This window comes from Microbulbifer echini (genome assembly GCF_041447225.1).
GTDB lineage: Bacteria > Pseudomonadota > Gammaproteobacteria > Pseudomonadales > Cellvibrionaceae > Microbulbifer > Microbulbifer echini.
On sequence record NZ_JBGMEL010000003.1, the window covers coordinates 276,438 to 290,509 of the forward strand.

At 52.5% G+C, this 14,072-nt stretch carries 13 protein-coding genes and 1 riboswitch; of the genes, 7 read left to right on the forward strand and 6 right to left on the reverse strand.

Annotation, left to right across the window (positions count from 1 at the left end; genetic code table 11):
- Positions 1-70: 70 nt before the first annotated feature.
- The 6 genes from ACCI51_RS05025 to ACCI51_RS05050 all read right to left on the reverse strand — a co-directional run bounded on the left by ACCI51_RS05025 (position 71) and on the right by ACCI51_RS05050 (position 6,998).
- Positions 71-889, reverse strand: a complete 819-nt coding sequence (locus ACCI51_RS05025; RefSeq protein ID WP_371842810.1) for an AraC family transcriptional regulator — start codon at positions 887-889, stop codon at positions 71-73.
- Positions 890-1,081: 192 nt separating this feature from the next.
- Positions 1,082-2,107 carry an L-threonine 3-dehydrogenase gene (gene tdh, locus ACCI51_RS05030; protein WP_371842811.1) on the reverse strand — a complete coding sequence of 342 codons (1,026 nt, stop codon included), beginning with the start codon at positions 2,105-2,107 and terminating at the stop codon, positions 1,082-1,084.
- Between the two features lie 77 nt (positions 2,108-2,184).
- Positions 2,185-3,384, reverse strand: coding sequence for a glycine C-acetyltransferase (gene kbl, locus ACCI51_RS05035; RefSeq protein ID WP_299584780.1), 1,200 nt, complete (start codon positions 3,382-3,384; stop codon positions 2,185-2,187).
- Between the two features lie 81 nt (positions 3,385-3,465).
- The gene (locus tag ACCI51_RS05040) at positions 3,466-3,681 is read right to left on the reverse strand and encodes a hypothetical protein (RefSeq protein ID WP_299584782.1); all 216 of its coding nucleotides are present in this window, start codon (positions 3,679-3,681) and stop codon (positions 3,466-3,468) included.
- Between the two features lie 58 nt (positions 3,682-3,739).
- Positions 3,740-3,868, reverse strand: a riboswitch (SAM-I-IV-variant riboswitch).
- A 65-nt stretch (positions 3,869-3,933) separates the two neighbouring features.
- Positions 3,934-5,367, reverse strand: coding sequence for an aldehyde dehydrogenase family protein (locus tag ACCI51_RS05045; protein ID WP_299584784.1), 1,434 nt, complete (start codon positions 5,365-5,367; stop codon positions 3,934-3,936).
- A gap of 14 nt (positions 5,368-5,381) precedes the next feature.
- On the reverse strand, positions 5,382-6,998 hold the full coding sequence (locus ACCI51_RS05050) for a 5-guanidino-2-oxopentanoate decarboxylase (protein WP_371842813.1): 1,617 nt from the start codon (positions 6,996-6,998) through the stop codon (positions 5,382-5,384).
- A 287-nt stretch (positions 6,999-7,285) separates the two neighbouring features.
- On the opposite strand from ACCI51_RS05050, the gene pdxH reads away from it, so the two are divergent.
- From pdxH to ACCI51_RS05085, 7 genes are all read left to right on the forward strand, one after another.
- On the forward strand, positions 7,286-7,924 hold the full coding sequence (gene pdxH / locus ACCI51_RS05055) for a pyridoxamine 5'-phosphate oxidase (RefSeq protein WP_299584788.1): 639 nt from the start codon (positions 7,286-7,288) through the stop codon (positions 7,922-7,924).
- Between the two features lie 248 nt (positions 7,925-8,172).
- On the forward strand, positions 8,173-9,864 hold the full coding sequence (locus ACCI51_RS05060; RefSeq protein ID WP_371842814.1) for an Hsp70 family protein: 1,692 nt from the start codon (positions 8,173-8,175) through the stop codon (positions 9,862-9,864).
- Positions 9,864-11,291 (forward strand): RDD family protein, encoded by a 1,428-nt coding sequence (locus ACCI51_RS05065; protein WP_371842815.1) that lies wholly within the window; start codon positions 9,864-9,866, stop codon positions 11,289-11,291. Before ACCI51_RS05060 ends, ACCI51_RS05065 begins: the two co-directional genes overlap by 1 nt.
- The gene (locus ACCI51_RS05070) at positions 11,291-11,632 is read left to right on the forward strand and encodes a cupin domain-containing protein (protein ID WP_371842816.1); all 342 of its coding nucleotides are present in this window, start codon (positions 11,291-11,293) and stop codon (positions 11,630-11,632) included. Before ACCI51_RS05065 ends, ACCI51_RS05070 begins: the two co-directional genes overlap by 1 nt.
- 76 nt (positions 11,633-11,708) lie before the next feature.
- Positions 11,709-12,077 (forward strand): hypothetical protein, encoded by a 369-nt coding sequence (locus ACCI51_RS05075; RefSeq protein WP_371842817.1) that lies wholly within the window; start codon positions 11,709-11,711, stop codon positions 12,075-12,077.
- Positions 12,078-12,437: 360 nt separating this feature from the next.
- The gene (locus ACCI51_RS05080; protein WP_371842818.1) at positions 12,438-12,866 is read left to right on the forward strand and encodes a hypothetical protein; all 429 of its coding nucleotides are present in this window, start codon (positions 12,438-12,440) and stop codon (positions 12,864-12,866) included.
- A gap of 244 nt (positions 12,867-13,110) precedes the next feature.
- The gene (locus tag ACCI51_RS05085; protein WP_371842819.1) at positions 13,111-13,386 is read left to right on the forward strand and encodes a hypothetical protein; all 276 of its coding nucleotides are present in this window, start codon (positions 13,111-13,113) and stop codon (positions 13,384-13,386) included.
- The last annotated feature ends 686 nt before the right edge of the window (positions 13,387-14,072 follow it).

Here is a 14,072-nt window from a genome sequence, read left to right on the forward strand (position 1 = left end):
ATTTAATAACCTGGGCGTGGAGAAGAAAATCTTAAGTCGTCGAGGGAGAAGGGTCTTGTATAAAATTGCACTACATCGATTGGATATAGCGGCCTGGAGTGATACCGAAGGCTTTCTTGAAGTTACGAGTCAAATGGCTCTGGTCAAAGAAACCACAGTCAATGGCCACTTCGGCGGAGTTTCCGCCGGCCTGAAATAGAGTACGGGCTTGTTGGGTTTTTAATAGGATCAAGAACTGGTGAGGAGTGATGCCAAATTGCCGGTTAAAGCTTCGAATCAGTTGGTAGCGACTCACATCGGTGTAATGGCACAATTCATCGAGTGTGACATTGCGTTGCCAGTTCTCTCGTAAGTAAGCCTTAGCTAGTGAGGGAGCCCGCTTATCCTTTACACTTTTAGGCTGAAATTTTTGATCGCCGTGTCGGGTAAAAATCTGGGTGATAGCGATAGTTAACAAACTGTCCGATGCAAGGGCAAGTGACTCTTCCTCCAGGCTGCGGTGCAGTTGATCAAATAGCGAAAAGAGTTGGGGATCATAAATATTTGGTCCCCTTAAAAATGGAGTGGGGGCCAGACCGAAACCGTTGTGCTCCTGCAATATCTGTTCAATGAGCCCTGTATCGAAATAAAACATTCGATAGTGCCAGCCGTGATCACTGCCAGAGAAGCCGGTATGAACTTCGCTGGGATTGATCGCAACGATGCTTCCCTGGGGCAGGATCGCGGTTTCACCGCGATAATCTAATTGTTCCGCTCCGGCCTGGATAATGCCGATGGCAAGTTCGTCGTGCCAATGCTTACCGAAGCAGAACTGGTGAAAATAGGCATGGAAAAGCTCAATACCTGGGTAATCAACGTTTCGCCAGACTTTGGAAAACTCCTTTTGCATCTTAACTCCTGTACATCCCTGAGGCGTGGGGCCTTGAATGAGGGTGTTAAAAGATACCGTTAAGTAATGTAGAAACGCAAAAACTTTAGATTCGCTTGCTCTAGGGGGAATGGCGTGAGGGTGGAGAGGGAGTGGAGAATGCGCAGAGAAAATAAGAAGAGAGCTGCGAGTTGCCCCGCAGCTTAGGCCGGATTATTTCCAGTTAAGAATCACCTTGCCGGATTCCCCTGAGCCCATGGTATCGAAGCCCTTCTGGAAGTCATCGATAGGGAATTGATGGGTGATGATTGGGGTCAGGTCTAGGCCAGACTGAATTAGGCTGGCCATTTTGTACCAGGTCTCGAACATTTCACGTCCGTAGATTCCCTTAATAATCAGGCCTTTGAAGATCACCTGGCTCCAGTCGATGGCCATTTCACCGGCAGGAATGCCGAGCATGGCGATCTTGCCTCCGTGGTTCATGGCGCCGAGCATATCGCGGAAGGCAACCGGCACACCGGACATTTCCAGTCCCACATCGAAGCCTTCGCTCATACCCAGCTCGGCCATCACATCGCCAAGGCTTTCCTTGGCCACATTGACGGCGCGGGTAGCGCCCATCTTACGCGCCAAGTCTAGGCGGTATTCGTTGATATCGGTAATTACCACATGGCGCGCCCCCACATGTTTGGCCACCGCGGCGGCCATAATGCCGATGGGGCCGGCGCCGGTAATCAGTACGTCTTCGCCCACCAGGTCGAAAGAGAGCGCGGTATGCACGGCATTACCGAGGGGGTCGAAGATGGAGGCCAGCTCGTCAGAGATATTATCTGGGATCTTGAAGGCGTTTAATGCGGGAATAACCAGATATTCGGCAAAGGCGCCCTGGCGGTCCACACCCACACCGTACGTGTTGCGGCATAGATGGCGGCGTCCGGCGCGGCAGTTGCGGCAGTGGCCGCAGGTGATATGGCCTTCGCCGGAAACGCGATCGCCCACTTTGAAGCCGGCGACTTCCTGACCCATACCGACCACCTCACCTACATATTCGTGCCCCACCACCATGGGGACCGGGATGGTTTTTTGCGACCACTCATCCCAATTATAAATATGCATATCGGTGCCGCAGATAGCGGTTTTATGGATTTTGATCAACAGGTCGTTGTGGCCCGGTTCGGGCATTTCTACATCGGTGAGCCAGATGCCCACTTCGGACTTTAGTTTTGAGAGTGCTTTCATTGTCATTCAAACTGCAAATGCAAGGACGCCCTTAACAGAGAACCCTGTCGTCAGGCATCTATGCGATCAATTGGGGATTAAATAATGTTCAGTTCGCGGCCCACTTCGATAAAGGCGTCGATGCATTGATCGAGCTGCTCGCGGGTGTGGGCTGCGGACATCTGGGTGCGGATGCGGGCCTGGCCTTTAGGCACTACGGGGTAGAAGAAGCCCACAACGTAGATACCGCGCTCCAGCATCTTGTCAGCCATCTTCTGTGCCAGGGCGGCCTCACCGATCATCACCGGAATAATCGGGTGATCCGCGCCGGCCAGGGTGAAGCCGGCCGCAGTCATACGTTCGCGGAAGTAGGCGGAATTATCGCGCAGCTTCTGCCGCAACTCGGCGCCGTCCATCAGCATATCCAGCACTCTCAGTGAGGCGGTAACGATAGCGGGAGCTACGGAATTGGAGAACAGGTAGGGGCGTGAGCGCTGGCGCAGGAGATCGATAATCTCTTTGCGCCCGGAGGTGAAGCCCCCGGAAGCGCCACCCAGGGCCTTGCCCAGCGTGCCGGTAATAATATCGATGCGATCGATCACGCCACAGTATTCATGGGTGCCGCGGCCATTCTGGCCGAGGAAGCCCACTGCGTGGGAGTCGTCCACCATCACCAGGGCGTTGTAGCGGTCGGCCAGGTCGCACAGGGCTTCCAGGTTGGCGATCACACCGTCCATGGAGAAGACGCCATCGGTGGCGATCAGCTTGGTCTTGGCACCTGCGGCATCGGCCGCCTGCAACTGTTTCTCAAGATCCGCCATGTTGTTGTTGGCGTAGCGATAGCGCTTGGCCTTGCAAAGGCGCACGCCGTCGATAATGGAGGCGTGATTGAGGGCGTCGGAGATAATCGCATCTTCCGGGCCGAGCAGGGTTTCGAACAGGCCGCCATTGGCATCGAAGCAGGAGGTGTAGAGGATGGTGTCTTCGGTATGAAGGAATTCCGACAGGCGTGATTCCAGAGCCTTGTGAATGTCCTGAGTACCGCAGATAAAGCGCACCGAGGCCATGCCGAAGCCGTATTGGTCCAGGCCTTCTTTGGCGGCTTTGATCAGGTCCGGGTGGTTGGCCAGCCCCAAGTAGTTATTGGCGCAAAAGTTCAATACCTGGGTGTCGTTGTTCACCTGGATCTCGGCGGCCTGCTGGGAGGTAATAATTCGCTCGCGCTTGTAGAGGCCGTCGGCGTCGATTTGTTTCAGCTCATCGCGCAGGTGCTCAAAGAATTGTTCTGGCTTGGACATGATGTTGTTTTTAGCTCCTGTCGGGTGCTCGTGGCACTGGTGTATCTGGCGCGAAACAAAGTGGCGCCATTGGATTCTTGTTTATCCCGCCAGCTCGCAGGCCTTATGGGCCGTGATCGGCTGCTCACTGGCACGGCAGCTGGTGGCGAATTTTAAAGCCTCTTCCGCGGTGTCGAACAGTAGTTGCCACAATAATTGCCGGTCCGCCCGTCTCACGGCTCTGACTGCTGTGCGGTTTCGCTGGTTGGCAATTTGAATTTCTATAATGTCTTTACTGGAATACGGTAATTCGGACATGGTCCCTCCAAGGGTAAAACTTTGGAGGACTGACGTGGAAGCGGCGAAAGGGTATTCGCTATTCCGGTTGGATTGCTCTGGTAGAGCCCCATCCTCCCCGCAGGCTTTGGTGTGCCGGCAGAGAGAGAACCACCTTGCCCCGGTCGGCAGGTTGGCGTTGGCGTCAGCCACTCTCGTGATGTGCGGGCAAAGATAGCGGGGAGGGGATTGGCAGTCAACTGTACCGCCCCCGTTTGGCGGCGGTGCAGAAGTTTATGCCGGCAGCTGCACAGATTTTAGTTCGATAAACTCACCGAGCCCGGCCTCACCAAATTCACGCCCGTTGCCGGAACGCTTGTAGCCGCCGAAGGGAGCTTCGTAATTGAACTCGCCGCCATTGACAAAACACAGGCCCGCCTGGATACGGCGCACCAGGGGCATGGCGCTCTCCGCGTCCTTGGCCCAGACGCCGCTGGACAGGCCGTACTCGGTGTCATTGGCGATGGTAATTGCCTCATCCATATCCTTGTAAGGGATCAGACAGGTCACAGGGCCAAAGATCTCCTCGCGGGCGATGCTCATATCGTTGTGTACATCGGCAAAGACCGTGGGCTTCACATAAAAGCCCTTCTCCAGCCCGGCGGGTACTTCGGCGCCGCCGGTAACCAGGCGCGCGCCCTCGTCGATACCTTTCTGGATATAGCCGCGTACAATTTCGCGCTGGCGCGTGGAGGAGAGGGGCCCCATAAACGCGTTTTCGCCGGTGCCCATGGCGATACCCTCGGCCACTTGGCGGGCGATTTCCACCGCCTCCTCGTAGCGATCGGCGGGCACGAGCATACGGGTGAGCGCGGTGCAGGTCTGGCCACTGTTGATAAAGACATCTTCACAGCCCCAGCGCACGGCGGCTTCCAGGTCGGCATCGGGAGTGATAATCAGCGGTGATTTGCCGCCGAGTTCCTGGGTTACGCGTTTTACCGTAGGCGCCGCAGCTTTGGCTACCTCCACGCCGGCGCGAGTGGAACCGGTGAAGGAGACCATATCGATACCCGGATGGGCCGACAGCGCGGCACCCACCTCCGAGCCGGCACCGGGCACCAGGTTGAAGACACCCGCAGGGACTCCGGCCTCTTCAATAATTTCCGCCATCACAAAATCCTGTAGCGGCGTGATTTCGGCGGGCTTGGTAATCATGGTGCAGCCGGCCGCCAGTGCCGGGGCCACCTTGCCGACAAACTGGTGCAGGGGGTAGTTCCACGGGGTGATAAATCCGCACACACCCACGGGTTCGCGGAATAGTATGGAGTGGCCGGCCTTTTCCGTTTTCTCCATTTCCACAGTGCGCTCGGCGTAGTAGCGCATGGCGTAGATGGGGCCATCTACATGCAGCCAGCGGCTGATATGTTCGGGGCAACCGAGCGCCTGGGAGACGGCCTGAACCAAGTCTTCCTTGCGTTTTTCCATGCCGTCGGCGATGGCGTTGAGCAATTCGCGACGCATTTGTGCGGTGCTGTTGCGCCAGCTGAGGAAGGCTTGGCGCGCGGCTTCCACGGCGAGATCCACATCTTCCGCGGAGCCCTCGGCCACCTTACAGATTATTTCTTCGGTGGCCGGGTTGATCACCGTGTGGGTACCGGTGCCCAGGGGCTCGCGCCATTCGCCGTTAATAAACAACTTGCCGGTAGGCAGTTTACTGAGGTCTGTCATGTCACGCTTCCATTTTATTCTGCGCCTGAAGGCGCGCTGATTTCAATCAGGGTTGGAGTCTGTCTGCCCAGTGCAGCAGTTACCGCTTCCGCCAACTGGCCTGGCTTGTCAATGCGACAGCCCTCGGCACCAAAGGCCTTGGCCAGAGCGACAAAATCCGGGGTGTGCAGATTTACGCCTTCCTGGGTCACTTCCGCGGCATCCATAAAGTCGCGGATTTCGCCGTAGCCGGCGTTATTCCATACCAAAATTGGCAACGGCAGTTGTTGTTCCACAGCCACGGCCAGCTCGCCCAATGTAAACATCAGACCGCCGTCGCCAATTAGGGCGATCACATCCCGATCACTGGATAGTTTGGCACCAACCGCGGCGGGCAGGGCGAAGCCCAGGGTACCGTAGCCGGTGGTGCAGGTCAGGTGACTGCGCGGGTGATACAGTGGCAGCGCGTGGTTAGTGTTATAGGCCAGCTGGGTGGAGTCTGTCACCAGGATACCGTTTTCCGGCAGGGCTTCGCGCAGGGCCTCCACCCAGGGGAAGCGCTCCTCGGAACCATCCCACCACTCCTTGCGGCAATCTCTCAGTAATTGGGCAATCTCTTGCTCGGAGTGCTCTCTCGCCTGGCCTCCGCGTGGAACCAGGGCAGCCTCTAATTGCTGCAGGCTCTCACTGGCGTCGGCACAGATAGCCAGGTCTGGTTGGGCGTTGCATACCAGCTGTGCAGCATCTATATCGATACGAATCAGTTTTCCGGAGAAGGTGTAATCATCCCGTACCAGGTTGCGGTCGGTCTCGGAAAGCTCGGTGCCCACGGCCAGCACCACATCCGCGTTTTCTACGCGGCTGCGCACGCAATCGAAACTCAGGTTCGCGCCGCCACACAGTGGGTGGCGCTCATCGACCACGCCCTTGGCGGCCAGTGATAGAAAAACCGGGGCGGCAATTTTTTCTGCCACCAGGCTGGCCGCTTTGCCCGCGTTTTGGGCACCCCCGCCCAGGAGGATTACCGGGCGCTGGGCAGATTGCAGCCAGTTGGTGGCGGTGGCGATAGCGGATGCACTCGCCGCCGCGGCCATAGCGGCCGGTGCAGCGCGGTAGTCCTCGAGTTGGCCGGGCATGGGGGCCGGGAAAAGATCGATGGGTATTTCGATATGTACAGGGCCAGGGCGGCTCGATTGCAGCAGCTGGAAAGCCCGCGCTAACACTTCCGGCAGCTGCTCTGCTTGGGTAAGGGTGTGTTGCCAGATACAAAAACCGCGACTGGCATCACTCTGGCATGGCAGTTCGTGCAGGCGTCCGCGCCCCATACCGAGGTCTTCGCGGCGGTTGATCGCGGAAATCACCAGCATGGGAATTGAGTCGGAATAGGCCTGGGCCATAGCGGTGGCGGCGTTGGTGAGGCCTGGGCCGGTGATCAGAAAGCAGACACCGGGCTTACCGCTGGCGCGGGCGTAGCCATCCGCCATAAAAGCGGCGCCCTGTTCGTGGCGTGGAGTGATATGCATCAGGTCACTGCCGGGTAGGCCGCGGTAAAGTTCGATGGTGTGGACGCCGGGAATGCCGAAGACCTTTTCCACCTGGTAATCGCGTAACAGACGCATAAGCACCTGGGCACATGTGGGCGCAGAGGACATAGCCACCATTTTCCTTATTTGTGTAAAAATGCAGTGAGCCTAGCGGCCCGCCAAAAGCCACGCAAGCGTCCGCAGAGTCTGCACCTGCGAGGGGAAAATCGCAGGAAAATTGAGATTCACTCCGCAACGCGACAGGAAAGTTTGTACGCAAGTCACCGGATTCCCGCCTTCACGGGAGCTGGGCGCGGGGGAACAACAGGGAAGGTTTGACAAGCGGCTTCGGCAAAAATAGCGTTGCCGTAGTGGCTGGATATATTTTGAGCTTGAATAACTTAGGAAGTAACACCATGGAAATCGATCAATGGCGCCGAGATTACGTGCTTGGCAGTTTGCACCGCTCTGAGTTGAAGCCCACCCCGGCAAAGCAATTTAGCCAATGGTTGGAAGAGATCCTGGCGGCGGGTCTGGATGACCCCACCGCAATGTCTCTCGCTACGGTAGGTACTTCAGGTCAGCCCTCTCAGCGTATCGTCCAGTTAAAAGGCTTCGACGAATCCGGTTTTGTGTTTTACACCAACCTGCACAGCAAAAAAGCGCGGGATATGGAGGTTAACCCCCAGGTTTCCCTGTTATTTCCCTGGCATCCCCTGGAGCGTCAGGTCATTGTCTACGGCAAGGTGCAGCCAGTGGCCCGCGAGGACGCCGTTACTTATTTCCAGTCCCGCCCGCTGAATAGCCAGCTGGCGGCCTGGGCCTCTCGCCAAAGTCAGCCGGTTTCCTCCCGAGAGGAATTGCAAAAACAATTTGACCTGGAGAGGTCCCGCTTTGCCGGTGGAGAAGTGCCGTTGCCAGATTTTTGGGGGGGTTACCGGGTTATGCCCCACGCAGTGGAATTTTGGCAGGGTGGCGCCTATCGCCTACACGACCGATTTATGTACCAGATTGATGACGGCGGCCTGTGGACAGTGGAACGGCTGTCTCCATAGTGTTTTGTTAACCCCCGATCCTTGCCGAGGAGGGGCTGGTTCCCCTCCTTGGTTGCCGGTGTTTTTTCTCGCTTTTCTTCTCTTCCTCCTCTCTCACCTTTTACCTTTCGCGCGCTTGCACTCACTGGCTATTGGCGTATCGGGGCGCTTAGAATATTGCGCCATGAACACCGCGGGAATGTTGATCAATAAGCCCGGTGGAAACGACAAGCGTTAGTTGAGCCTTAGAAAAATAGGTAGAGGGGATTATGGCGATTATTGGTATCGATCTGGGCACCACCAATAGTGCCTGTGGGGTAATGACGGACGAAGGGGTAACGCTGATCCCCAACCGCCTGGGAGAGGCGCTGACGCCCTCGGTGGTTGGCCTGGACGATGATGGCAAGCTGGTAGTGGGGAAAACAGCCAAAGAGCGTCTGATTAACCACAGCGACACCACGGTGGCCGCCTTTAAACGTTTAATGGGCACAGACCATAAGATTAAACTGGGTCGCCAGCAATTCAGCGCACCTGAACTCTCGGCGCTGGTGCTGCGCTCGCTCAAAGAGGATGCCGAAACTTATCTCAAGGAGGAAGTCACCGAAGCGGTAATCAGCGTTCCCGCTTATTTTAATGATAACCAACGCCAAGCGGCCAAATTAGCCGGGGAACTGGCTGGCCTCAAAGTAGAGCGCCTGATCAACGAACCTACAGCAGCGGCAATTGCCTACGGCCTGCACGATAAACGAGAGGGAAATTTCCTGGTGCTCGATTTGGGCGGCGGCACTTTTGATGTCTCTATCCTGGAATTTTTCGACGGCATTATGGAGGTGCATGCCAGTGCGGGTGACAACTTCCTCGGCGGTGAGGATTTTGTCGAGGCCATGATTGACAGCACCTTGGAAGAGTTGGCACTGAAAAAATCTTCACTCAAACCGCAGGAACTGCAAAATCTGTATATGCAGATGGAGACCGCTAAGCGCCGTATCAGTCAGCAGTCGGAGCAGCTTCTCACATTAAAAATCGGTGGGCGTGAGCTGGAGTGGCGGGTTACCCCCGAATGGTTTGAAAAGCTCAGTACCCCGTTGTTACTGCGCGCCAAGCGTCCGATTGAGCGCGCTATGCGCGATGCCGACTTGCCGCCGAGTAAAATTGATGAGGTGATATTGGTGGGCGGCTCAACCCGCCTAGCTTTATTCCGCTCTATGGTGGGACGTATGTTTGGTCGCCTGCCTTCCTGTCATCTGGACCCGGATACCGTGGTTGCCATGGGAGCGGCGATCCAGGCCGGCCTCAAGGCTAAAAATTCTGCGCTGGATGATATTGTCCTTACCGATGTTTGCCCCTATACCCTGGGCACCGGCATCGTGAATGAAGACAGCCCGCAGCTGGGCAATTATTTCCTGCCGATTATCGAGCGCAATACCGTAGTGCCGATCAGTATCGTGCGCAGCGTCTGTACCGCCCGCGACGATCAAGATGAGGTGTGTATTGATATTTACCAGGGGGAAAACCGCCTGGTGAAGAAGAATGTTTACCTGGGAGAGCTGACGGTTCCTGTACCGAAGAAACCCAGGGGCGAGGAAGTAGTGGAAATCCGCTATAGCTACGATATGAATGGTCTGCTGGAAGTGGATGTCACCGTGGCTTCAACCGGTAAGACATTTAACAAACTGGTGGAGTTTACGCCGGGCGCCCTGAGTGCGCAGGACAAAGCCCAAGCACTGGAAAAACTAGCCAAACTCAAATTCCACCCCCGTGAAGACGAAGAAAACCAAGCATTACTCGCCCGCGGTGAGCGTTTGTATGAAGCGGGCCTCGGCGAGCAGCGCGACTATATTTCCAAATTGCTCGCTAGTTTTGACCGGGTATTGGATAAGCAAAACCTGGTGGAAATTGGCAAAGCGCGTGCCGAACTCACGGAGATTTTCGATAAGCTCGATGGTGAGGACTGGATTTAATGAGCCCCTGGGAGATACTCGAGCTAGCGCCTTGCGATGATGCGCGGGCGGTCAAGCGCGCCTACGCGAAAAAACTGAAGCAAACCCGCCCGGATGAAAAGCCCGAAGATTTCCAGCAGTTACACAGCGCCTATAAATGGGCCCTGAAAGCCGCCGAGGAGCTTAAAGAAGAGAAAAAGGAAAGTGAGGAACCGCAAAATAACGAGGTGCTTGCGGAAGTTGCTAGTGCTGAGGGGGCTGCACTTTCCCCTGAGGCCGTGCAATTACAGGGACAGGCAGAGCCCCAGGTGCAACAAAATAGTGAGCCGAATCATCAAGACCACTCCCCAGCCTCATCAGAAGCTACTGAGCAAGCTCAATCAAAAGTCTCTCTTGACCTGAACCAAGCCCAGGATCAGGAAACTGGGAGTGAGAGACAACAGGAGACCTCTACAGAGAAACATGCGGAAGAGCAGCATTCTGAAGGTAAGAATGCACAAGAAGATAATGTGCAAGAAAATCCTATTGAAGAGGATGACACTGAACAAGACCCACAGCGAGCACTGCGAATTGGCGAGTACCATCGGGTGTTGGAGCAAGTGGATAGGCTGCTGCAAGCGCCCAGTAAATTCAATGTAAAAGAAAATTGGCGTTTTCTCACCGATACACCTTATATGCTCGATGAGGAATATAATTGGAATCTGGGCCTCTCAATCTTCGAACGTTTTGCCAGAATAAATTTGCAGGCCAGTGAAGCTACCTCTAAAGGTAAAAAACAAGCTCAGATTTCTAACAATATTCTTCAGTACTGCAATAGTTTGTTCGACTGGGATGGTAATGCCTCCTATTTATACGGCGCCTTGGACGAGTCCCTTTGTGATTGCATTTTTAATTCGCTGCACAGCAAAGAAGTAACTGTAGACCCCGCCAAAGGGCTTAGAGGTGGGCGCAAGCTGATCCGGCAGAAAATCACCCAGCCGGAAGAAACCTATGATCAATACTACTTTGGCCACTTGCTGGCCCGAGGCGTTGCGGTCTTACTGGATGTATTGTTGTTGTACGTCGCGGTTGGCTTTATCGCCTCGATTGTGATGATGAAGGTATACGATATGCCAGAAGGCGCCGCCACAACCATGGCGCTGGGGATCTGTTGCCTGGCCTATCTACTGATGGCCTGGATTGCAGAGAGCTCCCGCTTTCAGGCGACGCCGGGTAAATATCTGATGGGTTATAAGGTCACCAACAAAAAATTTGAGCGAATAGGCTATGGCCACGGCCTTTGGCGCCTACTGAGCTTCACTCTCACCCTACCTCTGGGAAAGATCGGTTGGTTGATTAACTGCTTCTTAGGCGGAAACCTGATGCACGACCGCCTCAGCGCAAGTCATGTTATCAACATGCGTAAATCCCGCGAGGAGTATTTGCGTAGATTGCGGGGGGAGGGGTGATGCCAGCAGTCTCAAAAGAGAATGTCGAGCACTACTCCTGGGGAGAGGGCTGCGATGGCTGGCACTTGGTACGAACCGATTCTCTCGGTGTGATTCAGGAGAGAGTGCCTCCTGGCTGCTCAGAAGTTCGACACCTACACCGGCAATCTGAACAGTTTTTCTTTGTACTACAGGGCACGGCCACGATTGAATGTGGTGATGAAGAGTATTTACTCTCTCCTGGCCAGGGTTTGCATATAGCCGCAGGAATTCCTCATCAGTTGTTAAATAAGGCTGATGTAGACTTGATTTTTACCGTTACCTCAACACCGCCTAGCCATGGGGATCGGGTGGAGTTGTAGAGTTAATGTATTAGTGCAATAAAAATTGGATTTGCTGCCTGTCATTTTGAGGCAGTTTTGCTTTTCTAGAGGTTATATGACATTTAAAGCAGATGTTCTTGCGGCTGCCAAGCTGAAGGCGGAAGAACTTGAAGATTGGAAGTTTGTATCTAAACGGTATCAATCTCGCCCGGTAAAATTTTGTGACCTCATAATTGATCCTTTTTGGTTTTTTTATGGTTCTCCCGCCGCAGCAATGATACAGCCTGCGGTAGGTGTTTATATTAAGGAGGTCGAAGTTATAGTATCTGATTTGTCAGGTCTTCCAGTTGGTAAAGTTGCTACTTTCCCAAAAAAAATTCATAGGAAAGAGTTGGGTATCCTCTGGAATTTACCGTCTATGTTAAAGATTTTGGCAGTCAGCAAGAGGCAGTGGGACAAGTTTTTTATAATTTGTGTCGCATAATTCAGTTTGGTAAGGAGTATATAGGTGAGCAGTATTGCTTAGATACTAAGGAAAAATTATACCTAAGTGTTCCTGAAGTAACGCGAGGAATGCGATGCGTACATTATTGTGTTGTACGTGGGTTGCTTGGCGATACGGATTATATAAAAAGGGTGCTAAACAGAGAGATTGATCCTGAAGGTTATCAGGACCTAGAACTTATAGGTAAGATATTTGATTATTTTTCCTGAAAATTAGTTGTAAGGCTGGGAGAGTTCACTTTTTGTAGTGGGTTGTTATTTTTTTGATATGTATTTTTTGGTGAATTTTCTTTTCTAGGCTTTTTTTGTGCGGCTGTAGATAACAGAATTGAGATTTAATATGAATGTTTTGTTAATAGTTGGGGCTGTTGTTATATTGATTGCACTTTATCGTGCAGCAGCCAGTAAGAATATACCGCAAAGCCCGGCGGCATGTGGTATAGCATTCTTTACTGTTACTGCCGGTTTGGCCTCTTGGTTGTATCTATTATCTGCTATTCCTTTCCATTCCCTGTACTTGCTGGTGAGTATTATCTCATTACCCCTGATATTGTTATTGGGTGGTGCTATGGCGGCGCGTACAAGTGAGGATACTGCCTCAATGAATGCCAAAATTGTATTGGCTGTTGCGGCGGTCCCCTATTTGCTGGTTACCTTTATTGCTTTTATGAATTCTTCCGGGTGGGCCATTGTTTATGCATTAATAATATATATTCCCTGTATTATTGGTGGGCGATATATTGGCAGTAAATATTTGCAAGTAAAATGATATGGGGTGAGTGGTTTTGTCGATTCTACTGTGATACCAGACTGGTAAGCGTGGCCATACAGCTTGGTGTTTGAGGTTAAGTGAATTTTTTTGGGGAATATAGCCAGTGAAAATTTATCCTCCTTTTTTTGATGGGCAACCTAAAGGTCGCAGATAGAAGAATAGATGTAATCAAAAAGAATGGCGCCTATTTTCTGTATTCAGAGCTGGATGAAGGCGTGATTTTGCATGATTTTTTCCAGGCTTGGGACTCCTTACCCTAGGTAGGGGGCTATCTATTGATAAAAAGAAAGGTCTTCTTCATAAGTTTATAATTAATTACGCTGTCTATGATGTGCTCAGTGGAGACTTGAAGGATAAATATCAAGGTGATGCTTATTTTAAAGAGGTGGGTATTGAGTCTCTAAGAAGTAATTATGCGATGGCCGGTGGGCATATTGTAACGACAGATCGGAAAGAAGGGGTAGTTGGGGCCTTTAATACCACCACCCACAAATTTGATTGGGTGCACAAAGAATAAGTTGTCAGCTTTCCACCTTCACCTCCTATTATTTATATAGGTCCTTATTTGCTAGTCTATGATTACTCGGGGACGTTGCATATCTTTGAGAGGGTGGTCGAGTAAGGTTTTAAAGGGGGAGGCATTATTTTTTAGTGTTTCTGGCAGTGGGTGGTTTTGTATTTTTGGGGTTGGTGGTTGTGTAAGTATATTTACCATTCGAAGTGGTGATTTCTTATAGGGTAGTTTGAAATTGGGTGGAGATCCATGATCATAAGGCAAGCTGCTCAGTGACCACTTAGAAATTAAGAACAATTTTTTAGGTGTGTCAGAAATAGCTCTCACTTGAAGTTAAGTAATGTTAAATGCTTTTGTTTGATCCCGTCTTCTTTTATCCTTGCCTCAAGATTAGTGTTCTACTTATTTTTTTGTAATAAAAGGATGAGGTTCTTTGTTGTTGCCCTCAAGGCCATTAGCCATGTGGTGAGAGTTTGGAGCCCTATAATAATTGCAAATTGGTGAGGATATGTTTAATGTAGGGTGGTGAAAATTTTTCCTTTTGAGTTTTGCAATGATTTTTTTCAGGTGCTGCCTTTGCGAGGCAGGTTATTAACCCGGCGATCCTATAGTTCTATATAATATCCAAATGGATATTATTGATGCAAGAAAATTACCCGCTTCCGCACAGGAAGAAAAACGCAGAACTG

Excerpts from the sequence above, each read along its gene's own strand:
- ACCI51_RS05025 (WP_371842810.1), bottom strand. The coding sequence starts at position 889 with ATGCAAAAGGAGTTTTCCAAAGTCTGGCGAAACGTTGATTACCCAGGT.
- tdh (WP_371842811.1), bottom strand. The coding sequence starts at position 2,107 with ATGAAAGCACTCTCAAAACTAAAGTCCGAAGTGGGCATCTGGCTCACC.
- kbl (WP_299584780.1), bottom strand. The coding sequence starts at position 3,384 with ATGTCCAAGCCAGAACAATTCTTTGAGCACCTGCGCGATGAGCTGAAA.
- ACCI51_RS05040 (WP_299584782.1), bottom strand. The coding sequence starts at position 3,681 with ATGTCCGAATTACCGTATTCCAGTAAAGACATTATAGAAATTCAAATT.
- ACCI51_RS05045 (WP_299584784.1), bottom strand. The coding sequence starts at position 5,367 with ATGACAGACCTCAGTAAACTGCCTACCGGCAAGTTGTTTATTAACGGC.
- ACCI51_RS05050 (WP_371842813.1), bottom strand. The coding sequence starts at position 6,998 with ATGTCCTCTGCGCCCACATGTGCCCAGGTGCTTATGCGTCTGTTACGC.
- pdxH (WP_299584788.1), top strand. The coding sequence starts at position 7,286 with ATGGAAATCGATCAATGGCGCCGAGATTACGTGCTTGGCAGTTTGCAC.
- ACCI51_RS05060 (WP_371842814.1), top strand. The coding sequence starts at position 8,173 with ATGGCGATTATTGGTATCGATCTGGGCACCACCAATAGTGCCTGTGGG.
- ACCI51_RS05065 (WP_371842815.1), top strand. The coding sequence starts at position 9,864 with ATGAGCCCCTGGGAGATACTCGAGCTAGCGCCTTGCGATGATGCGCGG.
- ACCI51_RS05070 (WP_371842816.1), top strand. The coding sequence starts at position 11,291 with ATGCCAGCAGTCTCAAAAGAGAATGTCGAGCACTACTCCTGGGGAGAG.
- ACCI51_RS05075 (WP_371842817.1), top strand. The coding sequence starts at position 11,709 with ATGACATTTAAAGCAGATGTTCTTGCGGCTGCCAAGCTGAAGGCGGAA.
- ACCI51_RS05080 (WP_371842818.1), top strand. The coding sequence starts at position 12,438 with ATGAATGTTTTGTTAATAGTTGGGGCTGTTGTTATATTGATTGCACTT.